16 protein-coding genes are annotated in these 16840 nt (G+C 65.4%); 4 read left to right on the forward strand and 12 right to left on the reverse strand.

Annotated elements, in window-relative coordinates:
- The first annotated feature begins 183 nt into the window (after positions 1-183).
- Both motA and motB read left to right on the forward strand, forming a co-directional pair.
- Positions 184-1053 carry a flagellar motor stator protein MotA gene (gene motA, locus ISP25_RS02020; protein WP_192157288.1) on the forward strand — a complete coding sequence of 290 codons (870 nt, stop codon included), beginning with the start codon at positions 184-186 and terminating at the stop codon, positions 1051-1053.
- Positions 1050-2114 carry a flagellar motor protein MotB gene (gene motB, locus ISP25_RS02025; RefSeq protein ID WP_192157286.1) on the forward strand — a complete coding sequence of 355 codons (1065 nt, stop codon included), beginning with the start codon at positions 1050-1052 and terminating at the stop codon, positions 2112-2114. The genes motA and motB overlap by 4 nt, the downstream gene beginning before the upstream one ends.
- 175 nt (positions 2115-2289) lie before the next feature.
- On the opposite strand, the gene tadA is transcribed toward motB, so the two are convergent.
- From tadA to folD, 4 genes are all read right to left on the reverse strand, one after another.
- Positions 2290-2769, reverse strand: coding sequence for a tRNA adenosine(34) deaminase TadA (tadA, locus tag ISP25_RS02030; protein WP_404611960.1), 480 nt, complete (start codon positions 2767-2769; stop codon positions 2290-2292).
- A gap of 78 nt (positions 2770-2847) precedes the next feature.
- The gene (gene guaA, locus ISP25_RS02035) at positions 2848-4428 is read right to left on the reverse strand and encodes a glutamine-hydrolyzing GMP synthase (protein WP_404611962.1); all 1581 of its coding nucleotides are present in this window, start codon (positions 4426-4428) and stop codon (positions 2848-2850) included.
- A 184-nt stretch (positions 4429-4612) separates the two neighbouring features.
- Positions 4613-6073 (reverse strand): IMP dehydrogenase, encoded by a 1461-nt coding sequence (gene guaB, locus ISP25_RS02040; RefSeq protein WP_192157280.1) that lies wholly within the window; start codon positions 6071-6073, stop codon positions 4613-4615.
- A gap of 69 nt (positions 6074-6142) precedes the next feature.
- Entirely contained in the window at positions 6143-6991 is an 849-nt protein-coding gene (folD, locus tag ISP25_RS02045) for a bifunctional methylenetetrahydrofolate dehydrogenase/methenyltetrahydrofolate cyclohydrolase FolD (protein WP_192157278.1), read from the reverse strand.
- A 69-nt stretch (positions 6992-7060) separates the two neighbouring features.
- Here folD and ISP25_RS02050 point away from each other — a divergent pair, with 69 nt between their 5' ends.
- On the forward strand, positions 7061-7660 hold the full coding sequence (locus tag ISP25_RS02050) for a GNAT family N-acetyltransferase (RefSeq protein ID WP_404611965.1): 600 nt from the start codon (positions 7061-7063) through the stop codon (positions 7658-7660).
- Here ISP25_RS02050 and moeB read toward each other — a convergent pair.
- From moeB to ndk, 8 genes are all read right to left on the reverse strand, one after another.
- Positions 7621-8790 carry a molybdopterin-synthase adenylyltransferase MoeB gene (moeB, locus tag ISP25_RS02055; protein ID WP_404611966.1) on the reverse strand — a complete coding sequence of 390 codons (1170 nt, stop codon included), beginning with the start codon at positions 8788-8790 and terminating at the stop codon, positions 7621-7623. The genes ISP25_RS02050 and moeB overlap by 40 nt on opposite strands.
- Before the next feature lie 246 nt (positions 8791-9036).
- Positions 9037-10440: a ribosome biogenesis GTPase Der gene (gene der / locus ISP25_RS02060; protein WP_192157273.1), complete on the reverse strand. Its 1404-nt coding sequence runs from the start codon at positions 10438-10440 to the stop codon at positions 9037-9039.
- A 22-nt stretch (positions 10441-10462) separates the two neighbouring features.
- Positions 10463-11686, reverse strand: coding sequence for an outer membrane protein assembly factor BamB (gene bamB, locus ISP25_RS02065; RefSeq protein WP_192157271.1), 1224 nt, complete (start codon positions 11684-11686; stop codon positions 10463-10465).
- Positions 11683-12333, reverse strand: a complete 651-nt coding sequence (locus tag ISP25_RS02070) for a YfgM family protein (protein WP_192157269.1) — start codon at positions 12331-12333, stop codon at positions 11683-11685. The genes bamB and ISP25_RS02070 overlap by 4 nt, the downstream gene beginning before the upstream one ends.
- A 143-nt stretch (positions 12334-12476) precedes the next feature.
- A complete protein-coding gene (locus ISP25_RS02075) occupies positions 12477-13496 on the reverse strand; it encodes a helix-turn-helix domain-containing protein (RefSeq protein WP_404611969.1) in 1020 nt (339 codons plus the stop codon).
- Positions 13493-14257 (reverse strand): type IV pilus biogenesis/stability protein PilW, encoded by a 765-nt coding sequence (gene pilW / locus ISP25_RS02080; protein ID WP_225578327.1) that lies wholly within the window; start codon positions 14255-14257, stop codon positions 13493-13495. Before pilW ends, ISP25_RS02075 begins: the two co-directional genes overlap by 4 nt.
- A 22-nt stretch (positions 14258-14279) precedes the next feature.
- Positions 14280-15431 carry a 23S rRNA (adenine(2503)-C(2))-methyltransferase RlmN gene (gene rlmN, locus ISP25_RS02085; RefSeq protein ID WP_192157263.1) on the reverse strand — a complete coding sequence of 384 codons (1152 nt, stop codon included), beginning with the start codon at positions 15429-15431 and terminating at the stop codon, positions 14280-14282.
- Between the two features lie 129 nt (positions 15432-15560).
- The gene (gene ndk / locus ISP25_RS02090; protein WP_192157261.1) at positions 15561-15986 is read right to left on the reverse strand and encodes a nucleoside-diphosphate kinase; all 426 of its coding nucleotides are present in this window, start codon (positions 15984-15986) and stop codon (positions 15561-15563) included.
- Positions 15987-16159: 173 nt separating this feature from the next.
- On the opposite strand from ndk, the gene ISP25_RS02095 reads away from it, so the two are divergent.
- Positions 16160-16828 (forward strand): TetR/AcrR family transcriptional regulator, encoded by a 669-nt coding sequence (locus ISP25_RS02095; RefSeq protein ID WP_192157259.1) that lies wholly within the window; start codon positions 16160-16162, stop codon positions 16826-16828.
- Positions 16829-16840: the final 12 nt, after the last annotated feature.

Raw genomic sequence — 16840 nt, forward strand, 5'->3', positions numbered from 1 at the left:
TCGGCGAGCCGGCCTGCAGGCTTAGGTTCGGCAGTCGGCGCGACGTGGCATCCGCTTTGGAGAAGCCTATCGACACGGAACGGTACGCACGCGTACCGTCCGCGGTCGAGCGTTCCGCGCTCAAGCTTCCCTCGCAACGACCGATACGCATGGCAGCAACGCGCGCGCTATTCGGAGTCATACATGCTGGTTCTCGTCGGATCGTTGGTCGTCATCGGTTGCGTGCTGGGCGGCTACGTGCTGTCGCATGGCCATCTGTTGGCACTGTGGCAACCTTACGAACTGCTGATCATCTTCGGTGGCTCGATCGGCGCCTTTCTCACCGCCAACTCCAGCAAGGTGGTGAAGGCCGCGCTGCACGACATGGCGGCCCTGTTCAAGGGGCCGGCCTACCGCCGGCAGGATTTCGTGGACCTGCTTTCGCTGCTGTACGACATCTTCAGCGCCATGCGCAAGGAAGGCCTGCTCGGCATGGAGGCGCACATCGAGGACCCGCAATCGAGCCCGCTGTTTGCGGCCTACCCGCGGCTGCTCGGCGAACGGCACATGGTTGAATTCATCACCGACTGCCTGCGCCTGATCGTTGGCGGAAACATGGAGGCGATCGAGCTGGAGTCGCTGCTCGACGCCGAGGTGGAGACCCACCACATGGAGGCCGAGGTACCCGCGATGGCCGTTTCGAAGATGGCCGACGCGCTGCCGGGCTTCGGCATCGTGGCGGCCGTGCTCGGCATCGTCACCACCATGTCCAATCTCTCTGGCGATACCTCCAAGATCGGCGAGCACATCGCCGGCGCGCTGGTCGGCACCTTTCTGGGCATCCTGCTGTGCTACGGCTTCATCGGCCCGTTGGCAGCAGCCATGGAGGCTCGCGTGCGCGAGGACGGCAAGGCCTTCGAATGCGTGAAGGTGGGCCTGATGGCCAACCTGCGCGGCTACAACCCCAAGGTCTCCGTCGAGTTCGCCCGCAAGGTGCTCTCCGCGCACGCTCGCCCGAACTTCCAGGACCTGGAGGAGCATCTCGGCAAGGTGCATTCCGGAGCCGGCGCGTGAGCGACGCCGCCCCGCCAATCATCATCAAGCGGGTGAAGAAGCGCGGCCACGGTCACCATGGCGGTGCCTGGAAGGTCGCCTACGCCGACTTCGTCACCGCGATGATGGCGTTCTTTCTGGTGATGTGGATCATCGGCGTCGGCACGCGCGAGCAGAAAGCCGCGATCTCCGAATATTTCCGCAACCCCAGCGCCACGCCAGGCACTGCCACGGTGGCGCCACCCGGCAAGGCCGGGCCCGGCGGCGCCAGCGACTCCCTGATCCAACTGGGCGGAGCGATGGATCTCTCGCACGGCCCAGGCAAGGATAGACACAACGGTCCGGTTGGCGCTCCCTCGAAGGACGAGATCGAAAAGCGCGCCCGCGAACTCGATCGTGCCCACCTGGAAGAACTGAAAGACGAACTGAACGCAGCGATCCAGAAGAGCCAGGCACTGGCGCCGTTCAAGGACCAGTTGCTGCTGGACATCACATCCGAGGGACTGCGCATCCAGATCGTGGACAAGCTCAACCGGCCGATGTTCGACCTGGGTAGCGCGCGGCTGCGGGACTACACGCAAACGCTGCTGGCGGAACTGGCCAAGTTCATCAACCGCGTGCCCAACCACATCAGCATCACCGGCCACACCGACGACGCCTCCTACGACAACAACAATGGCTACAGCAACTGGGAACTGTCCACCGACCGCGCCAACGCCGCGCGTCGGGCCCTGATCGCCGGCGGCATGCTGGACGACAAGGTGACCCGGGTGGTGGGCCTGGCCGCCTCGGTACCGCTGGACAAGGCCAACCCCAGTGATCCGATCAACCGGCGCATCAGCATCATCGTGATGACCAAGGAAGCCGAGGCCGAGGCGCTTTCACGCGGCATGGTGGACAACGCTCCGCAGTCCAACCGCGATACTCCGGCTTCGCCGACACCGGCGCCTTCTGTTCCGCCCGTGTCAGCAAATGATGCACATGTGCCGCTGGCGTCGCCCGGACCACCGTCCGCGGCCATCGCCACGTTGCCTGAACCGCCAACCTTGCACGCCGCGGGAAGCAAGCAAGGCGCCGGTTGAACGGGACCCGTCGCGGGCCGCCGCTTCCGCGGGCTGACATGCGCATCCTGGTCAGCTGGTTTGCCGCTGGAAGAACGACTGCCGGAGCTTCTTCAGTGCAGGGTGATCGTGGGCCAATTCACCGTCGTGCAGAAGTCCAACGACGGCTCGGCCCTGACCATCGAGGCGCAACGGCTCAGCGCCGGGCTTTGAAGAATTCCCGCAACATGGCCGACGACTCTTCGGCCAGCAGGCCACCCTGCACGGAGAGGCGGTGGTTGTGGCGCGGATCGATCAGGGTGTCGAACACGCTGCCGGCGGCACCGGTCTTGGGGTCGGTAGCCGCGTAGACCACACGGCCGATGCGGGCGTGTATCAAGGCCATCGCGCACATCGCGCATGGCTCCAGCGTGACATAGAGCGTGGCGCCGACAACGCGGTGGTTGGCGAGTCTTTCGCCGGCCGCGCGCAAAGCCATCACCTCTGCATGGGCAGTGGGATCGTGCAAGGTGATGTTGCGGTTCCAGCCCAGCCCGACAATTTCGCCGCCCAGCACCAGCACCGCACCTACCGGCACCTCGCCCTCGGCGTCACGGGCATGCGCGGCGAGCTGCAGCGCGCGGCGCATGTGGGCCTCGTCTTCGGCGGTGAAAGGCTGGCGGGTTTCTTCGGTCATGTGGGCAAACGGTAAACGATCACGAGAAAGCCGGCACTGCGCCGGCTTTCGGGGGCAAGCCAGAACCTATAAATAGACTCACTCCCACTCGATGGTCGCCGGCGGCTTGCCGCTGATGTCGTAGACCACGCGGGAAACGCCGCGCAGTTCGTTGATGATGCGGTTGGAGACCTTGCCGAGGAAGTCGTACGGCAGGTGCGCCCAGTGCGCGGTCATGAAGTCGATGGTTTCCACGGCGCGCAGTGCGATCACCCATTCGTAGGCGCGCGCGTCGCCCACCACGCCCACCGATTTCACCGGCAGGAACACGGCAAAGGCCTGGCTGGTCTTGTCGTAGAGATCCCAGGCGCGCAGCTCTTCGATGAAGATGGCGTCGGCGCGCGCCAGCAGTTCGGCGTACTCCGGCTTCACTTCGCCGAGGATGCGCACGCCCAGGCCCGGGCCGGGGAACGGATGGCGATAGACCATCGCGCGCGGCAGGCCGAGTTCCACGCCGATGCGGCGCACCTCGTCCTTGAACAGTTCGCGCAGCGGCTCGATCAGCTTGAGCTTCATGTGCTCGGGCAGGCCGCCCACGTTGTGGTGGCTCTTGATGACGTGGGCCTTGCCGGTCTTGCTGCCGGCCGACTCGATCACGTCGGGATAGATGGTGCCTTGTGCCAGCCACTTCACCTGGCCGTGGCCGGCGGCGGTGACTTTGGCGGATTCCTCGTCGAAGATCTCCACGAACAGGCGGCCGATGATCTTGCGCTTGGCTTCCGGGTCGGCCACGCCTTCCAGCGCCTTGAAATAGCGCTCGACGGCATTGACGCGGATGACCTTGACGCCCATGTGCTCGGCCATCGTGGCCATCACCTGGTCGCCCTCCTGCCAACGCAACAGGCCGGTGTCCACGAACACGCAGGTCAACTGCTCGCCGATCGCGCGGTGCAGCAGCGCGGCGACCACCGAGGAATCCACGCCACCGGAAAGGCCGAGCAACACGTGGTCGCTGCCCACCTGCGCGCGCACGCGGGCGATCTGGTCTTCGATGATGTTGGCCGCGGTCCACAGCGTGGCGCAGCCGCAAATGTCGGTGACGAAGCGCTTGAGCAGCGCGCTGCCCTGCTTCGTGTGTGTCACTTCGGGATGGAACTGCACGCCGTACCAGCGACGGGCCTCGTCCTCCATCACCGCGACGGGAATGCGGTCGGTGCTGCCGGTGATGGCAAAACCCGGCGGCGCCTTGCTGACGTGGTCGCCATGGCTCATCCAGACGTCGAGGCGGTGCGCATCGCCGTGATCGGAGAGACCGTCGAACAGCCGGCTTTTCGCCACGATGTCCACTTCCGCGTGGCCGAACTCGCGCTGGTCGGCGGCTTCCGTGGCGCCGCCCAACTGCGCGGCCAAAGTCTGCATGCCGTAGCAGATGCCGAGGATGGGCAGACCGGAGTCGAACACTTCCTGCGGCGCGCTTGGTGCATCTGGCAGCGTGGTGGATTCCGGGCCGCCGGAAAGGATGATGCCCTTGGCGCCGAACGCGGCGATCTCGGCCGGGTCGTGATCCCACGCCCAGATTTCGCAGTACACGCCAAGCTCGCGCACGCGACGCGCGATCAGCTGCGTGTACTGCGCACCGAAGTCGAGGATGAGGATTTTGTCGCTATGGATGTTGGTCATGGCGGCGTTGATCGGAAATCGAGAGAGAAAGGCCGGAACGCCGCAACGCTCTGACCTGCGAAAGTCTTCATGACCGTCATCCCGGCGAGGGCCGGGATCCAGTGACTTTTTTCGTGGCACCTGAGGCACTGGACTCCGGCCTGCGCCGGAACGACAAGAGGGAGCGCAAGCGCCCCCGCATTCGTCAGGAATTCAGCCGGTAGTTCGGCGCTTCCTTGGTGATCTGGATGTCGTGCGGATGCGCTTCGGTCACGCCGGCCGAAGTCACCTTCACGAACTGCGCCTTGTTGCGCACGTCGTCGATGGTGGCAGCGCCGAGGTAGCCCATCGAGGCACGCAAGCCGCCGATCAGCTGGTGGATAATGTTGCGCAGCGAACCGCGGTACGGCACGCGGCCTTCGATGCCTTCGGGCACCAGCTTGTCGGCGTCGGCTTCGTTGTCCTGGAAGTAGCGGTCCTTGGAGCCCAGCTGCATCGCGCCGATGGAGCCCATGCCGCGGTAGCTCTTGTACGAACGCCCCTGGAACAGCTCCACCTCGCCCGGCGATTCCTCGGTGCCGGCGAACATCGAGCCGAGCATGACCGAGCTTGCGCCCGCAGCCAGCGCCTTGGGGACGTCGCCGGAATAGCGGATGCCGCCGTCGGCGATCAACGGAATGGAATCCTTCAGCGCCGTGGCCACCATGTCGATGGCCGTGATCTGCGGCACGCCCACGCCTGCCACCACGCGGGTGGTGCAGATCGAACCGGGGCCCACGCCCACCTTCACCGCATCGGCGCCGGCGTCGCGCAACATCAGCGCGGCGTCGCCGGTGACGATGTTGCCGGCCACCACCTGCACCTGCGGGAACTGCTTCTTCACCCAGGCCACGCGATCGATCACGCCCTGCGAATGGCCGTGGGCGGTATCCACCACCAGCACGTCCACGCCGGCCTCGACCAGCGCCTCCACCCGGCGCTCGGTGTCGCCGCCCACGCCCACCGCGGCGCCGACCAGCAGCGCCTCGTTGCGGTCCTTGACCGAATTCGGGTTGTCACGCGCCTTCTGGATGTCCTTCACGGTGATCAGGCCGCGCAGTTGGAAGTCGTCGTTGACCACCAGCACCTTCTCGATGCGGTGCTTGTGCAGCAGCTGCAGCACCTCGTCCTGGCTGGCGCCTTCCTTCACCGTCACCAGGCGCTCCTGGCGGGTCATGATGTTGCGCACCGGGTCGTTGGGCTTGCGCTCGAAACGCATGTCGCGGCTGGTGACGATGCCGACCAGCTTCTCGCCTTCCACCACCGGCACGCCGGAGATGTTGTGCGCACGGGTGAGCTTGAGCACCTCGCTGATCGAGGTGTCCGGGCTCACGCTGAAGGGGTTGCGGATCACGCCCGCCTCGAACTTCTTCACCAGGCGCACTTCGGCGGCCTGCTGCTCGAGCGTCATGTTCTTGTGGATGATGCCTATGCCGCCCTGCTGCGCCATGGTGATGGCGAGGCGCGCTTCGGTCACGGTGTCCATCGCCGCGGAGACGATCGGGATGTTCAGGCGCAGATTGCGGGTGAACCGGGTGGAGGTGTCCACGTCGCGCGGCAGCACGGTGGAATGGCCCGGAACGAGGAAGACGTCGTCGTAGGTGAGAGCCTCGGCGAGAATGCGCATGGTATGCCCCGCTGCAAAGAGAGGATTATACGCGGCACTGCAGCATGCCGCCAGCGCGGCAGCTGAATCTCAACGCGCTTCGGCGGCTTCCAGCGTGTTTTCCATCAGCGTGGCCACGGTCATCGGGCCGACGCCGCCGGGTACCGGCGTGATCCAGCTGGCACGTTCGGCGGCCGGTGCGAATTCCACGTCGCCCACCAGCCGACCGTCGTCGAGGCGGTTGATGCCGACGTCGACCACCACGGCGCCAGGCTTGATCCATTCGCCCTTCACCAGCCCCGGACGGCCCACGGCGACGATCACGATGTCGGCCTGGCGCACATGGCCTTCCAGGTCGCGGGTGAACTTGTGGCAGCAGGTGGTGGTGCAGCCGGCAATCAGCAGCTCCAGCGCCAGCGGACGGCCCACGTGGTTGGAGACGCCAACAACCACGGCATGCTGTCCGCGCACCGGTCGGTCGGTGTGGCCAAGCAGGGTCATCACACCCTTGGGCGTGCACGGACGCAGGCCGAAGCGACGCAGCGCGAGGCGCCCCACGTTCACCGCCTGGAAGCCGTCCACGTCCTTGGCCGGATCGATGCGGTCGACCAGCGCATCCTCGTCGATGTGCTCCGGCAACGGCGACTGCACCAGGATGCCGTGCACCTCCGGATCGGCGTTGAGCCGATCGATCAGCGCGAACAGTTCTTCCTGGGTCGTGCTGGCCGGAAGGTCGTAGTCGAACGAGCGGAAACCCACCTGATGGCAGGCCTTGCGCTTGTTGCGCACATACACCGAGGACGCCGCGTCGTCGCCCACGAGCACCACGGCCAGCCCGGGTGCAGGACGGCCCTGGGCCTTGCGCTCGGCGACGCGCCTGCCGATCCGATCCAGCAGTTCCTGCGCGATGCGTTTGCCGTCGAGGATGCGTGCGCTCATGGGGCTTTTCTGTTTGCAAAGCGCAACATTATCCTGACTGTCCGCCACCCGCACAAACCTACTTTGCCCATGCCCTTACAAAATCCCCCCGGACCCGCGGAGCTCGCTATCCCGCCACTCGCCTTGCGTCCCTGGCGGGACGATGACGCGCAAGCCTTGCACGAGGCCATCCGGGAGTCGCTGGACAGCGTGGGGCGATGGCTGCAGTGGTGCCACGTGAACTATGACCTGGACGCCGCGCGCCAGCGCATCGCCGCCTGCAAGCAGGGCTGGGATGCAGGCGGCCAGTACGCCTTCGCGGTATTCGACGCGACCGGGCGGCTGGCGGGTGGTGTTGGCCTCAACCAGTTGGACGAACGCAATATGCGCGGCAATCTCGGCTACTGGATGCGCACTTCCGTCAACGGTCGTGGGTATGCCGCGCACGCTGCACGCGCTGTTGCGGTATTCGGCTTTGAAACGCTGGGATTGCAGCGGATCGAGATTGTCGCGGCCACAGGCAACCTCGCCAGCCAGCGCTGTGCCGAGCGCATCGGCGCCAGGCGCGAAGGTATTGCAAGAAGCCGCGTGTTGATGCACGGGCAATCCGAAGATGCCGTGGTCTACGGGTTGGTGCCGACCGACCTCGATCAGCCGGCCGCGGCGCAGAATGCGGCGATGTCTTCGTAACCCGTGAAACATGCGCCCACTCCGCAGCCCGGGCAAGCCGGATCACGCGGCAGGCGCGTCTCGCGGAAACGCATGCCCAGCGCGTCGAAGGACAGCAGGCGGCCGACCAGGGAGTCGCCCAACCCGAGGATCAGCTTGAGCGCCTCGGTGGCCTGCAGCAGGCCCACGATGCCGGGCAGCACGCCGAGCACGCCGGCTTCGCTGCAGTTCGGCGCATCGGCCGCCGCCGGCGGCTCGGGAAACAGGCAGCGGTAGCACGGCGAATCCGCCCGGCGCGGATCGAACACGCTGACCTGGCCGGTGAAGCGCTCCACCGCGCCGTAGACCATCGGCAGCTTCAGTCGCTGCGAAGCCGCGGCGAGCAGGTAACGTGCGGGGAAATTGTCGGCGCCATCGATCAGCACATCGTGGCCTTCGAGCAGACGTTCCACGTTGCCGACATGCAGGCGTTCGTTGCATGTCCGGATGCGCACGCGCGGGTTCAATGCACTCAGCGCGATACGTGCCGATTCGGTCTTGGCCATGCCCACGCGCGCGTCGGCGTGGATCACCTGCCGGTGCAGGTTGGAACGCTCCACGCGGTCGTCGTCGATCAGCGTGAGTTGCCCCACGCCAGCCGCGGCGAGATACAGCGACGCCGGCGCACCCAGGCCGCCGGCGCCGAGCAGCACGACCTTCGCTTCCGCGAGCCTTGCCTGCCCCGCTTCGCCCACTTGCGGCAGGCGCAACTGGCGCGCATACCGCTCGGCCGCATCGGCATCCAGTGCCCCGGTAACGATGGGCAAGCCCTCACTTTTCCAGCGCTCAAAGCCGCCGGCCACAGAACGCACGTCGCGATAGCCCATGCGTTGCAGGGTTTCCGCTGCCAGCAACGAACGCACGCCGCTGCCGCACAAAGTGAGGATGGGACGTGCGCGATCCGGCTCGGCCTGCTCGATGCGCAGTTCCAGGAAGCCACGCGACAAGCCCAGCGCATCCGCCGGCGTGCCGGCGGCGCGTTCGCCGTCCTCGCGCACGTCGACCAGCAAGGCGCCTTGCGTCTGGCACGCGAGCGCATCGGCAGGAGACAGCTCGGGAATGCGACCGCGGAGCTCGGCCAGCAAGGTGTCGCGATGGGTATGGGGAGGCATGTGCGAAGTGTAGCGCGCCGTCCCCCTCTCCCCAGCGGGGAGAGGGTCGGGGTGAGGAGACGGGCTGGCGATGAAGGAGCTACGAAGCGTGCTTCGATGGTGTGCTTTTGCGAGCACCCACCCCTCACCTCAATCCTCACCCCGGCGGGGAGAGGAAGCAAACGGGCCAAGCGGGTTCGTGCTTTCCGCGAAGTGGCGACCTGCAACCGGCGCGGGTGCCATGGATGCCGGTTCGATTGAAGTGGCCTATTTCTTGCGCTTCTTCATCTCACGGATCATGCGCTGGCGCTTGCGCATCTGGCCTTCAGTGAGCACGTTCTTCTTGCCGGCATAGGGATTCTCGCCCTCGCGGAACACGATGCGGATCGAGGTGCCTTCGAGCTTGTAGCGCTTGCGGAAGAAGTTTTCGAGGTAGCGCTGGTAGGCCGGCGCGATGTGCTTGGTGCGGCTGCCATGGATCACGATAGTCGGCGGATTGCTGCCGCCGGGATGGGCGAAGCGCAGCTTGGGTGCATGCCCGCGCACCAACGGCGGCTGGTAGTTCTGGTAGGCCTTTTCCAGCGAACGGGTGAGGTCGGACGAATTCAGTTCCTTGGTCGCGGAAGCATGCGCGCGCACGACGGCCCGCATCAGCTCGCGCAGACCGGAGCCGTGCAAGGCGGAGATGTAGACGTGCTTCGCCCACTCCACGAACTGCAGGCGGCGCGCCAGCGCTTCCTGGCAGCGTTCGCGCTGGTAGGCATCGAGGCCATCCCACTTGTTCACCGCGATCACCAGTGCCCTGCCCTCGTCCAGCGCGTGGCCGATCAGGGTGAGGTCCTGGTCCGCGAGGTTTTCGCGCGCGTCGATCAACATCACCACGACCTGCGCGGCGGCCATCGACTGCAGGGTCTTGATGACGCTGAACTTCTCCACCGCTTCCTCGACGCGCGCGCGGCGACGGACGCCGGCGGTGTCGATCAGGGTGTACTTGCGGCCGTCGCGCTCCAGCGGCACGCGGATCGGGTCGCGCGTGGTGCCGGCGACGTCGGAGACGATCAGCCGGTCTTCGCCGAGCAGGCGATTGATCAGGGTGGACTTGCCCGCGTTCGGTCGGCCGACGATGGCGACGCGGATGCTGTCGCTCTCGTCCGGCGCAAGTTCCCCGTCCGTGTCCTCCGGCAACAGCGGCTGCAGCGTGGCGAGCAGGCGATCGGTGCCGCGGTTGTGCGCGGCGGACAACGGCAGCGTGGCGGCGATGCCGAAGGCGGCGAACTCGGCCAGCGCGGCCTGCTCGTCGAGGCCGTCGGTCTTGTTGACCGCGGCGATGATGGGCTTGCCGCTACGGCGCAGCTCGTCGAGGATGGTGCGATCCTGCGGCAGCAGGCCGTCGCGCGCGTCCAGCACGAACACCAGCGCCTGCGCTTCGTCGATGGCGAGGCGCACCTGCTGCGCAGTGAGCGCATCGAGGCCTTCTTCCACGCCGGAAAGACCGCCGGTATCGACCACCACAAATGGTCGCTCTTCTACGAGATGGCAGATACCGTAATGGCGATCGCGCGTGACGCCCGGCAGGTCGGCCACCAGGGCGTCGCGGCTGCGCGTCAGCGCGTTGAAAAGGGTCGATTTACCGACATTGGGGCGACCGACCAGGGCGACGACGGGCAGCATGACAGCGCATGGTTCCCGGCGATCAGTGCGCAGCGAGGCGGTAAGCGCCGATATGGCCCTTCACATCCTCGACGTACACAGTGTCGCCCACTACCAGCGGCTGGGCCTGGATCGGCTTCTTGGACAGGCGGATGCGCGCGGCCAGTGCGCCGTCGCTGGTCTGCAACCAATGCACGAAACCGTAGGCGTCAGCGACCACCACATAGTTGCCCTGCACCGCGGGGCCAGTGAGCCAGCGGTACTTGAGCTTGGCGTCCTTCCACATGTCGGAGCCGCTGCTGCGGTCGAATGCCCACACTTCGCCCTGGTCGTCCACGCCATAGAGGGCACTGCCTCCCAGGCTCAGCGAGGTGTAGGTGGAGAACGGGTGCGACCACAGCGGGCGGCCGCTGGGGCCGTCGATCGCGGTGAGGTCGCCATGATAGGCGGAACCATACAGCGTGCTGCCATCGAGCAGGATCGTGCCGTCCGCGTCGTCGAGACGCTCGATATCGGTACGACCGTCGCCATTGGCCAGCCGCTGTTCCCACAGCTTCTCGCCGTTGTCCTGGCGCAGCGCGACCAGCTTGCCGTCGTCGCTACCGATGAATACCACGCCGTTCGCCGCCAGCGGCGTACCGTAGCCGCGGAGGCTGAGCGAGGGCACGGTACCCTGGTCGTAAACCCAGCGGCGCTTGCCGGTGGCGGCGTCGAGGCCGTACACGCGGCCGTCCTGGGTGCGCGCGATCACCAGATCCCCGCTGATCGCCGGTGCGGCGGTCACTTCGGAATCCAGCTCGGACGACCACAACGGGCTGCCGTCCTTCGGGTTCATGCCGTAGACATACCCGTCCAGTGTTCCCACCGCGAGCAGGTTGCCGGCCACGGCAGGGCTGCCGGCATAGGAGCCGTCGGGAATCGCCTTCCCTTTCTTGCCGCCGAAGCCGAACCAGCCCTTCTTGACCTTGGTGGTCTTTTCCCACAGCTGCTTGCCGCTGGCGGCGTCGAACGCGGCAATCTTGCCGTCGGTGCTCACCGCATACAGCACGCCGTCAACCACGGTCGGACGCAGGCGCACACCGCTGATGCCGGCGCCATCGCCAATGCGCGCCGTCCAGACCTTGCTGACCTGTACGGTGGGCGTGAAGTGCTTGTCCAGCGGGGTCGGCGGCTCGATGTTCTTCTTCTTGAACGAATTACAGCCAGCCAGCAGCGCCAGCGAACCCAAAGCAAGCAGCCATGCGCTCTTCTTCACCACGTCTTTCATGCACCCTGCTTCCCGGCCACGGCCAGATCGTCGATTTTCATCTGCAGGACGGCGTGTTGCGGCGCGTCCTCACCCAATGCCGCCATCGCCGCCTGGTATGCCCTGCGTGCGTCGTCGGCGCGTCCCAACTTGACCAGTGCGTCGCCGCGGAGTTCCTGATTCAGGCCGGTGTAATCGCCGGCCGGCATGGCTTCCAGCGTGGCCAAAGCGGCCTGACCGTCGCCCTTGGCCAATTGCACGCGAGCCATGCGCAACTGCACCAACGACTTCAGCGCCGGACTGGCGGCATGCGCCGCAGCCCACTGCAGCGAAACGATGGCTTTGTCGAACTGCTTGTCCTGCACTTGCTGCTTCGCACGGTCGCTGACCGCAAACAGTGCATAGGGCGACTTGGCGTAGTCCTTCATCAACTCGTCGACGAAGGCCGTTGCAGCATCCGGCTTGCCGCTGGCGATCGCCACATCGGCCTGCTGGTACAGCGTGGCCGCAGCGGCCTCGCTATTGGCCTGGTGCTTGCGCCACTGCTGCAGACCGAAAATGCCGACCAGGCCGATCGCGATGCCAACGGCGATGGAGAGACCGTTTTCGCGCAGCCATTTCTGGACACGTTCGCTTTGTTCGTAATCGTCGTATGCGTCGAATGCCATGCTTCACCGTTCGTGGGTGCCGCGCGCTATGCGCACGCCGGCCGGAGGCGAGAAAACGGCTCGCCTTCACCCTTCGCCCGAAGTCGGACGAAGAATGGGCAAGCATAACCGAAATGAATGGTTCGCAGGCGCGGCAGCGCGCGTCAGAGAACGGCTGCAGTAGCCTTGCCGGCAGCAATCTGCATGCGGAAATGCGCCACGTTGGCATGGCGCAACGCATCGAGTGCCACGGGTTGGCCGTCGATGCTCATCTGCGCACCATCGGCATTGCCGATGCGCACATCCAGCGGTTGGTCGCTGCGCCATGTCTTGCTGGTTCCGGCGGGCAGCAGACCGTATTCCAGCCGCGAGCCATCCTGCCCGACCACCTCGACCCAACTGGCAGCAGTCAGGCTCAGCGTGATGCTGTGGCCACCCGTACCGACGGTAGCCGCCGTGGCGCCTGCACTCTCCGCTGGCGCCGGTACGCTGGCCTTCGGCGATGCCAAGCTGCCATTGTCCATGCTCGGGAACGGCGCCATCGAAGCCATCAGCGGCTGGTCGTCCGAAGGTTGCGCATCAGGGGCTTTTGCCACCAGGGTCGGCGCAGTCGACTTGGCTGGCGCCGCAACCTGTTGCGTGTCCTGCTGGGCCACCGGCGAGGCGTCCAGCGGAGTCAGGTGGCTGAGGTCGCGATCCAGCGTGCTGCGCACACCAAACCAGACCGTGGGTACCGCGATGACCAGGGTCAGCACCACATAGGTGGCAGCGGTGGCATAACGGTCGAACAGGAAACGCGAGTGCGAAATGCCGCCGGTGGCGACAAGTGCCGGCTCGACATGGTGGGCACGCGCCAGTTCGGCCTGGATCGCCGTATCGTCGATGCCCAGGTACTGGCTGTACTTGCCGATATAGCTGGCCAGGTAGACCCGCGAATCGATGCCGTCGTGCTCGCCATGCTCCAGCTTGCGGAGGATGCGCAGCGGCAACCTCAAGGCATGCGCGCAAGCCCCCAGCTCAAGCCCGCGAGCTTCGCGCGCCGCGCGCAGGCGATTGCCGAAGGCGACATCGGGGTCGGCTTGCACAACCATTGCAAAGCTGGCTTCCGTGTTTCCATCCTGCTGGGCGAACAGATCGGGCGCGGCCGGATCTTGGCCGGACTGGGAAGGCTGCATGTTGTTCATGGACGACTGGCGGTGGCTTTCAGGGCGCGGGCCTGTTCCGAGTCCGGGAACTGGCCCTGCAAACGCCCGAGATAAGACTGGGCTGCATCCGTATTGCCCAAGCGCGATTCGATATCGTAACCAAGCTTGAGGGAGGCCGCAGTCGGCTTGCCCAACGCATCGAAGCGCTGGATGAAAGCCCTGGCACGAAATGCATCCCCTTGCGTATAGAGTACTTCGGCAAGGTGGAAAAGTGCATCGCCATTGCCCGGATTTCGCGCGATTGCGTCACGAAAACTCGCTTCTGCGCCGGCCTGATCACCCATCTTCAACTGGCAGATACCGGCGTTGGTAAGTGCCATATCCGGCGTGGCGTAGAACGGGTCGGCCACGGCCTTCCTGAAATAGCCGAGGGACTCCTGCTCCTTGCCGGTGCTGCACAAGAACTGGCCCAGATTGTTGTTCACATCGCCCTTGTCCGGGGCGAGCGCAACCGCTTGGCGGTAATTGGTCTCCGCCTCGGGGAGCTTGTTGATCTTCTCGTAGACGAACGCGATCACGGTGTGAGCAGGGATGTAGTTCGGGTCGAACTGCAACGCCAGCTTCAGTTTGTCCAGCGCCCCTTCCAGATTGCCCGCGGCCAGGTAGTGCTGGGCCAGGTCGGTATGGATACGGGCTGCATCCTCGCGCTGATCGGCTTTGCTGGCCTTGGGGATATGGTCGGTCGGCCCGGGGCCGTTGCCGTCGTTGTGCACTGTCACGCAGCCGGCCAGCGCCAGCATGAGGCTGAGTCCAACCAGCGATTTACAGCGCATGCGCCTCCCCTTGTTCCACGCGTTGGCGAATCCCCGCACTGCGGCGGGTGCGATCGTTCACTTGCCCGGCCAGCTGGCCGCAGGCGGCGTCGATGTCGTCGCCGCGGGTGCGACGCAGCATGGTGAGAATGCCGGCATTGAGCAACTGGGTCTGGAACGCTCGGATGGTTTCGGCATCGGAGCGCTCGAAGCGCGTGCCCGGGAAGGGATTGAACGGGATCAGGTTGACCTTGCAGGTCGGCAGCTTGCGCATGAAGCGGATCAGCTGCTTCGCATGCTCCGGCTGATCGTTCACGCCCTTCATCAAGGTATATTCGAAGGTGATCGAGGTGCGTGGCTTGCGCGCGATCCAGCGCTGGCAGGCCGCAGTGAGCTCGGCCAGCGGATAGCGCTTGTTGAGCGGCACCAGCTCGGTGCGCAGCTCGTCATTGGCCGCGTGCAGCGACACCGCCAGCGACACGTCGATGACTTCCGACAGCTTGTCGATCATCGGCACCATGCCGGCGGTGGACAGCGTGACACGCTTGGATGCAAGGCCGAAGCCCAGGTCATCGCGCATCAGGCTCATCGCCCGCACCACGTTGTCGAAGTTCGCCAGCGGCTCACCCATGCCCATCATCACCACATTGGTGATGCGACGGTTCTGGTGGGTGACGTTGCCCAGCTGCTTCGCCGCCACCCACATCTGGCCGATGATCTCGGCGGTGGCGAGGTTGCGGTTGAAACCCTGCGCGCCGGTGGAGCAGAACTGGCAGTTCAGCGCGCAACCGATCTGCGAGGAGACGCACAGCGTGCCGCGGGTGGGTTCGGGGATGTACACCGCCTCCACCGCGTTGCGGCCGTCCATGCCCAGCAACCACTTGTGCGTGCCGTCGGCAGCAGCCTTGTCCACCAGGGTCTGCGGAGGGCCGACGTGGCAGCTCGCCTCGAGCTTGGCGCGCAGCGCCTTGCCCACGTCGGTCATGTTGCCGAAATCGGACTCGAGGTGGTGGTAGATCCACTTCATCACCTGCTCGGCGCGATACGGCTTCTCGCCAAGCTGCGCGAAGAAATCGCGCAGACCCTGACGATCGAAGTCGAGCAGGTTGACCTTGCCGGCGGCGCCGGGCTGATCGGATGGAATGGCGGCTACCTGGTTCATGTCCTTGTTTCAGAGTGCGGCCATGGATGGCCGCTTTTTGATTTTCGCGTTCACGGATGAACGCTTTGGTTTAACTCGTGCGGCCGTGGACGGCCGCTTCTTGATCTTTGCGTTCTAAAGGTGAACGCATTACCTCGCGTGCACTTCGGTAGAAGCGAAGAAGTAGGCGATCTCGACTGCAGCCGTCTCGGCAGCGTCGGAACCGTGCACGGCGTTCGCGTCGATGGAGTCGGCGAAGTCGGCGCGGATCGTGCCGGGCGCGGCTTCCTTCGGATTGGTGGCGCCCATCAGCTCGCGGTTCTTGAGGACGGCGTTCTCGCCCTGCAGCACCTGGATCATCACCGGGCCGGAGATCATGAAATCCACCAGCGCCTTGAAGAACGGACGCTCCTTGTGCACGGCATAGAAACCTTCGGCTTCGGCGCGCGACAGCTGCTTCTGCTTGGCGGCGACAACCTTGAGACCGGCCTTTTCGAAACGGGCGTAGATCTCGCCGATCACGTTCTTGGCGACGGCGTCAGGCTTGATGATGGAAAGGGTGCGCTCCAGCGCCATGGGTGTGCTCCGGTAAAGGGGATCGAAATGTGAAGCCGGCATCGCGCCAGGAATGGCCAAAACCGACTTGGAATGCGGGTTTAGAACGCGAAGTTTGACAGATTCTATTCCATTCGCAAGCCGAAGTAGGGCCGGCGCCCCTCATGGTTTGACGCCGACCAATCCGCACGCGTATGCTCAAACGATCGTTTGAATCCTTCCCTTGGCCACGTGGATTGACCCGACCCGTGAACCGCACCGGCTCCACCAAGGAACGCATACTCGGCGCCGCCGAGACCCTGTTCGCTCAACGTGGCTTCGATGGGGCCTCGCTGCGCCAGTTGACCAGTGCCGCCGGGGTCAACCTCGCGGCGGTCAACTACCACTTCGGCTCCAAGGAAAAACTGGTCGAGCAGGTGTTCCGGCGCCGGCTGGACGCGCTGAACGCCCAGCGCCTCGCCGCACTGGCCAAGGTCGCAGGCAAACCCGACACACGGTTGGAAGATGTGCTCGATGCCTTCATCCGCCCCGCCCTGGAGCTGTCGCACGAGGACGAAGGCTCGCTGTTCATGCGCGTGCTGGCGCGAGCCTTCGCGGAGCACGACGACGGCCTGCGCAAATTCCTGTCCGAGAACTATGGGCATGTGATGCGCCAGTTCACCGCCGAGTTCGCCCGCCTGCTGCCGCGACTGAGCAAGGAGGAACTGTACTGGCGCATCGACCTGGCGACCGGCGCGTTGACTCATGCCATGTCCGGCTTCGGCATCATCCAGCGCAAGAGCGACGTCAGCGAACGCGCCCATCGCGAGCAGACCGTGCAGCACCTGATCCGCTTCGCTGCCGCCGGACTCAACGCCACCTGACTTATCGCGCCG

Source organism: Rhodanobacter hydrolyticus (genome assembly GCF_044904645.1).

Excerpts from the sequence above, each read along its gene's own strand:
- motA (WP_192157288.1), top strand. The coding sequence starts at position 184 with ATGCTGGTTCTCGTCGGATCGTTGGTCGTCATCGGTTGCGTGCTGGGC.
- tadA (WP_404611960.1), bottom strand. The coding sequence starts at position 2,769 with ATGACCGAAGAAACCCGCCAGCCTTTCACCGCCGAAGACGAGGCCCAC.
- guaA (WP_404611962.1), bottom strand. The coding sequence starts at position 4,428 with ATGACCAACATCCATAGCGACAAAATCCTCATCCTCGACTTCGGTGCG.
- guaB (WP_192157280.1), bottom strand. The coding sequence starts at position 6,073 with ATGCGCATTCTCGCCGAGGCTCTCACCTACGACGACGTCTTCCTCGTT.
- folD (WP_192157278.1), bottom strand. The coding sequence starts at position 6,991 with ATGAGCGCACGCATCCTCGACGGCAAACGCATCGCGCAGGAACTGCTG.
- ISP25_RS02050 (WP_404611965.1), top strand. The coding sequence starts at position 7,061 with ATGCCCTTACAAAATCCCCCCGGACCCGCGGAGCTCGCTATCCCGCCA.
- moeB (WP_404611966.1), bottom strand. The coding sequence starts at position 8,790 with ATGCCTCCCCATACCCATCGCGACACCTTGCTGGCCGAGCTCCGCGGT.
- der (WP_192157273.1), bottom strand. The coding sequence starts at position 10,440 with ATGCTGCCCGTCGTCGCCCTGGTCGGTCGCCCCAATGTCGGTAAATCG.
- bamB (WP_192157271.1), bottom strand. The coding sequence starts at position 11,686 with ATGAAAGACGTGGTGAAGAAGAGCGCATGGCTGCTTGCTTTGGGTTCG.
- ISP25_RS02070 (WP_192157269.1), bottom strand. The coding sequence starts at position 12,333 with ATGGCATTCGACGCATACGACGATTACGAACAAAGCGAACGTGTCCAG.
- ISP25_RS02075 (WP_404611969.1), bottom strand. The coding sequence starts at position 13,496 with ATGAACAACATGCAGCCTTCCCAGTCCGGCCAAGATCCGGCCGCGCCC.
- pilW (WP_225578327.1), bottom strand. The coding sequence starts at position 14,257 with ATGCTGGCGCTGGCCGGCTGCGTGACAGTGCACAACGACGGCAACGGC.
- rlmN (WP_192157263.1), bottom strand. The coding sequence starts at position 15,431 with ATGAACCAGGTAGCCGCCATTCCATCCGATCAGCCCGGCGCCGCCGGC.
- ndk (WP_192157261.1), bottom strand. The coding sequence starts at position 15,986 with ATGGCGCTGGAGCGCACCCTTTCCATCATCAAGCCTGACGCCGTCGCC.
- ISP25_RS02095 (WP_192157259.1), top strand. The coding sequence starts at position 16,160 with ATGCTCAAACGATCGTTTGAATCCTTCCCTTGGCCACGTGGATTGACC.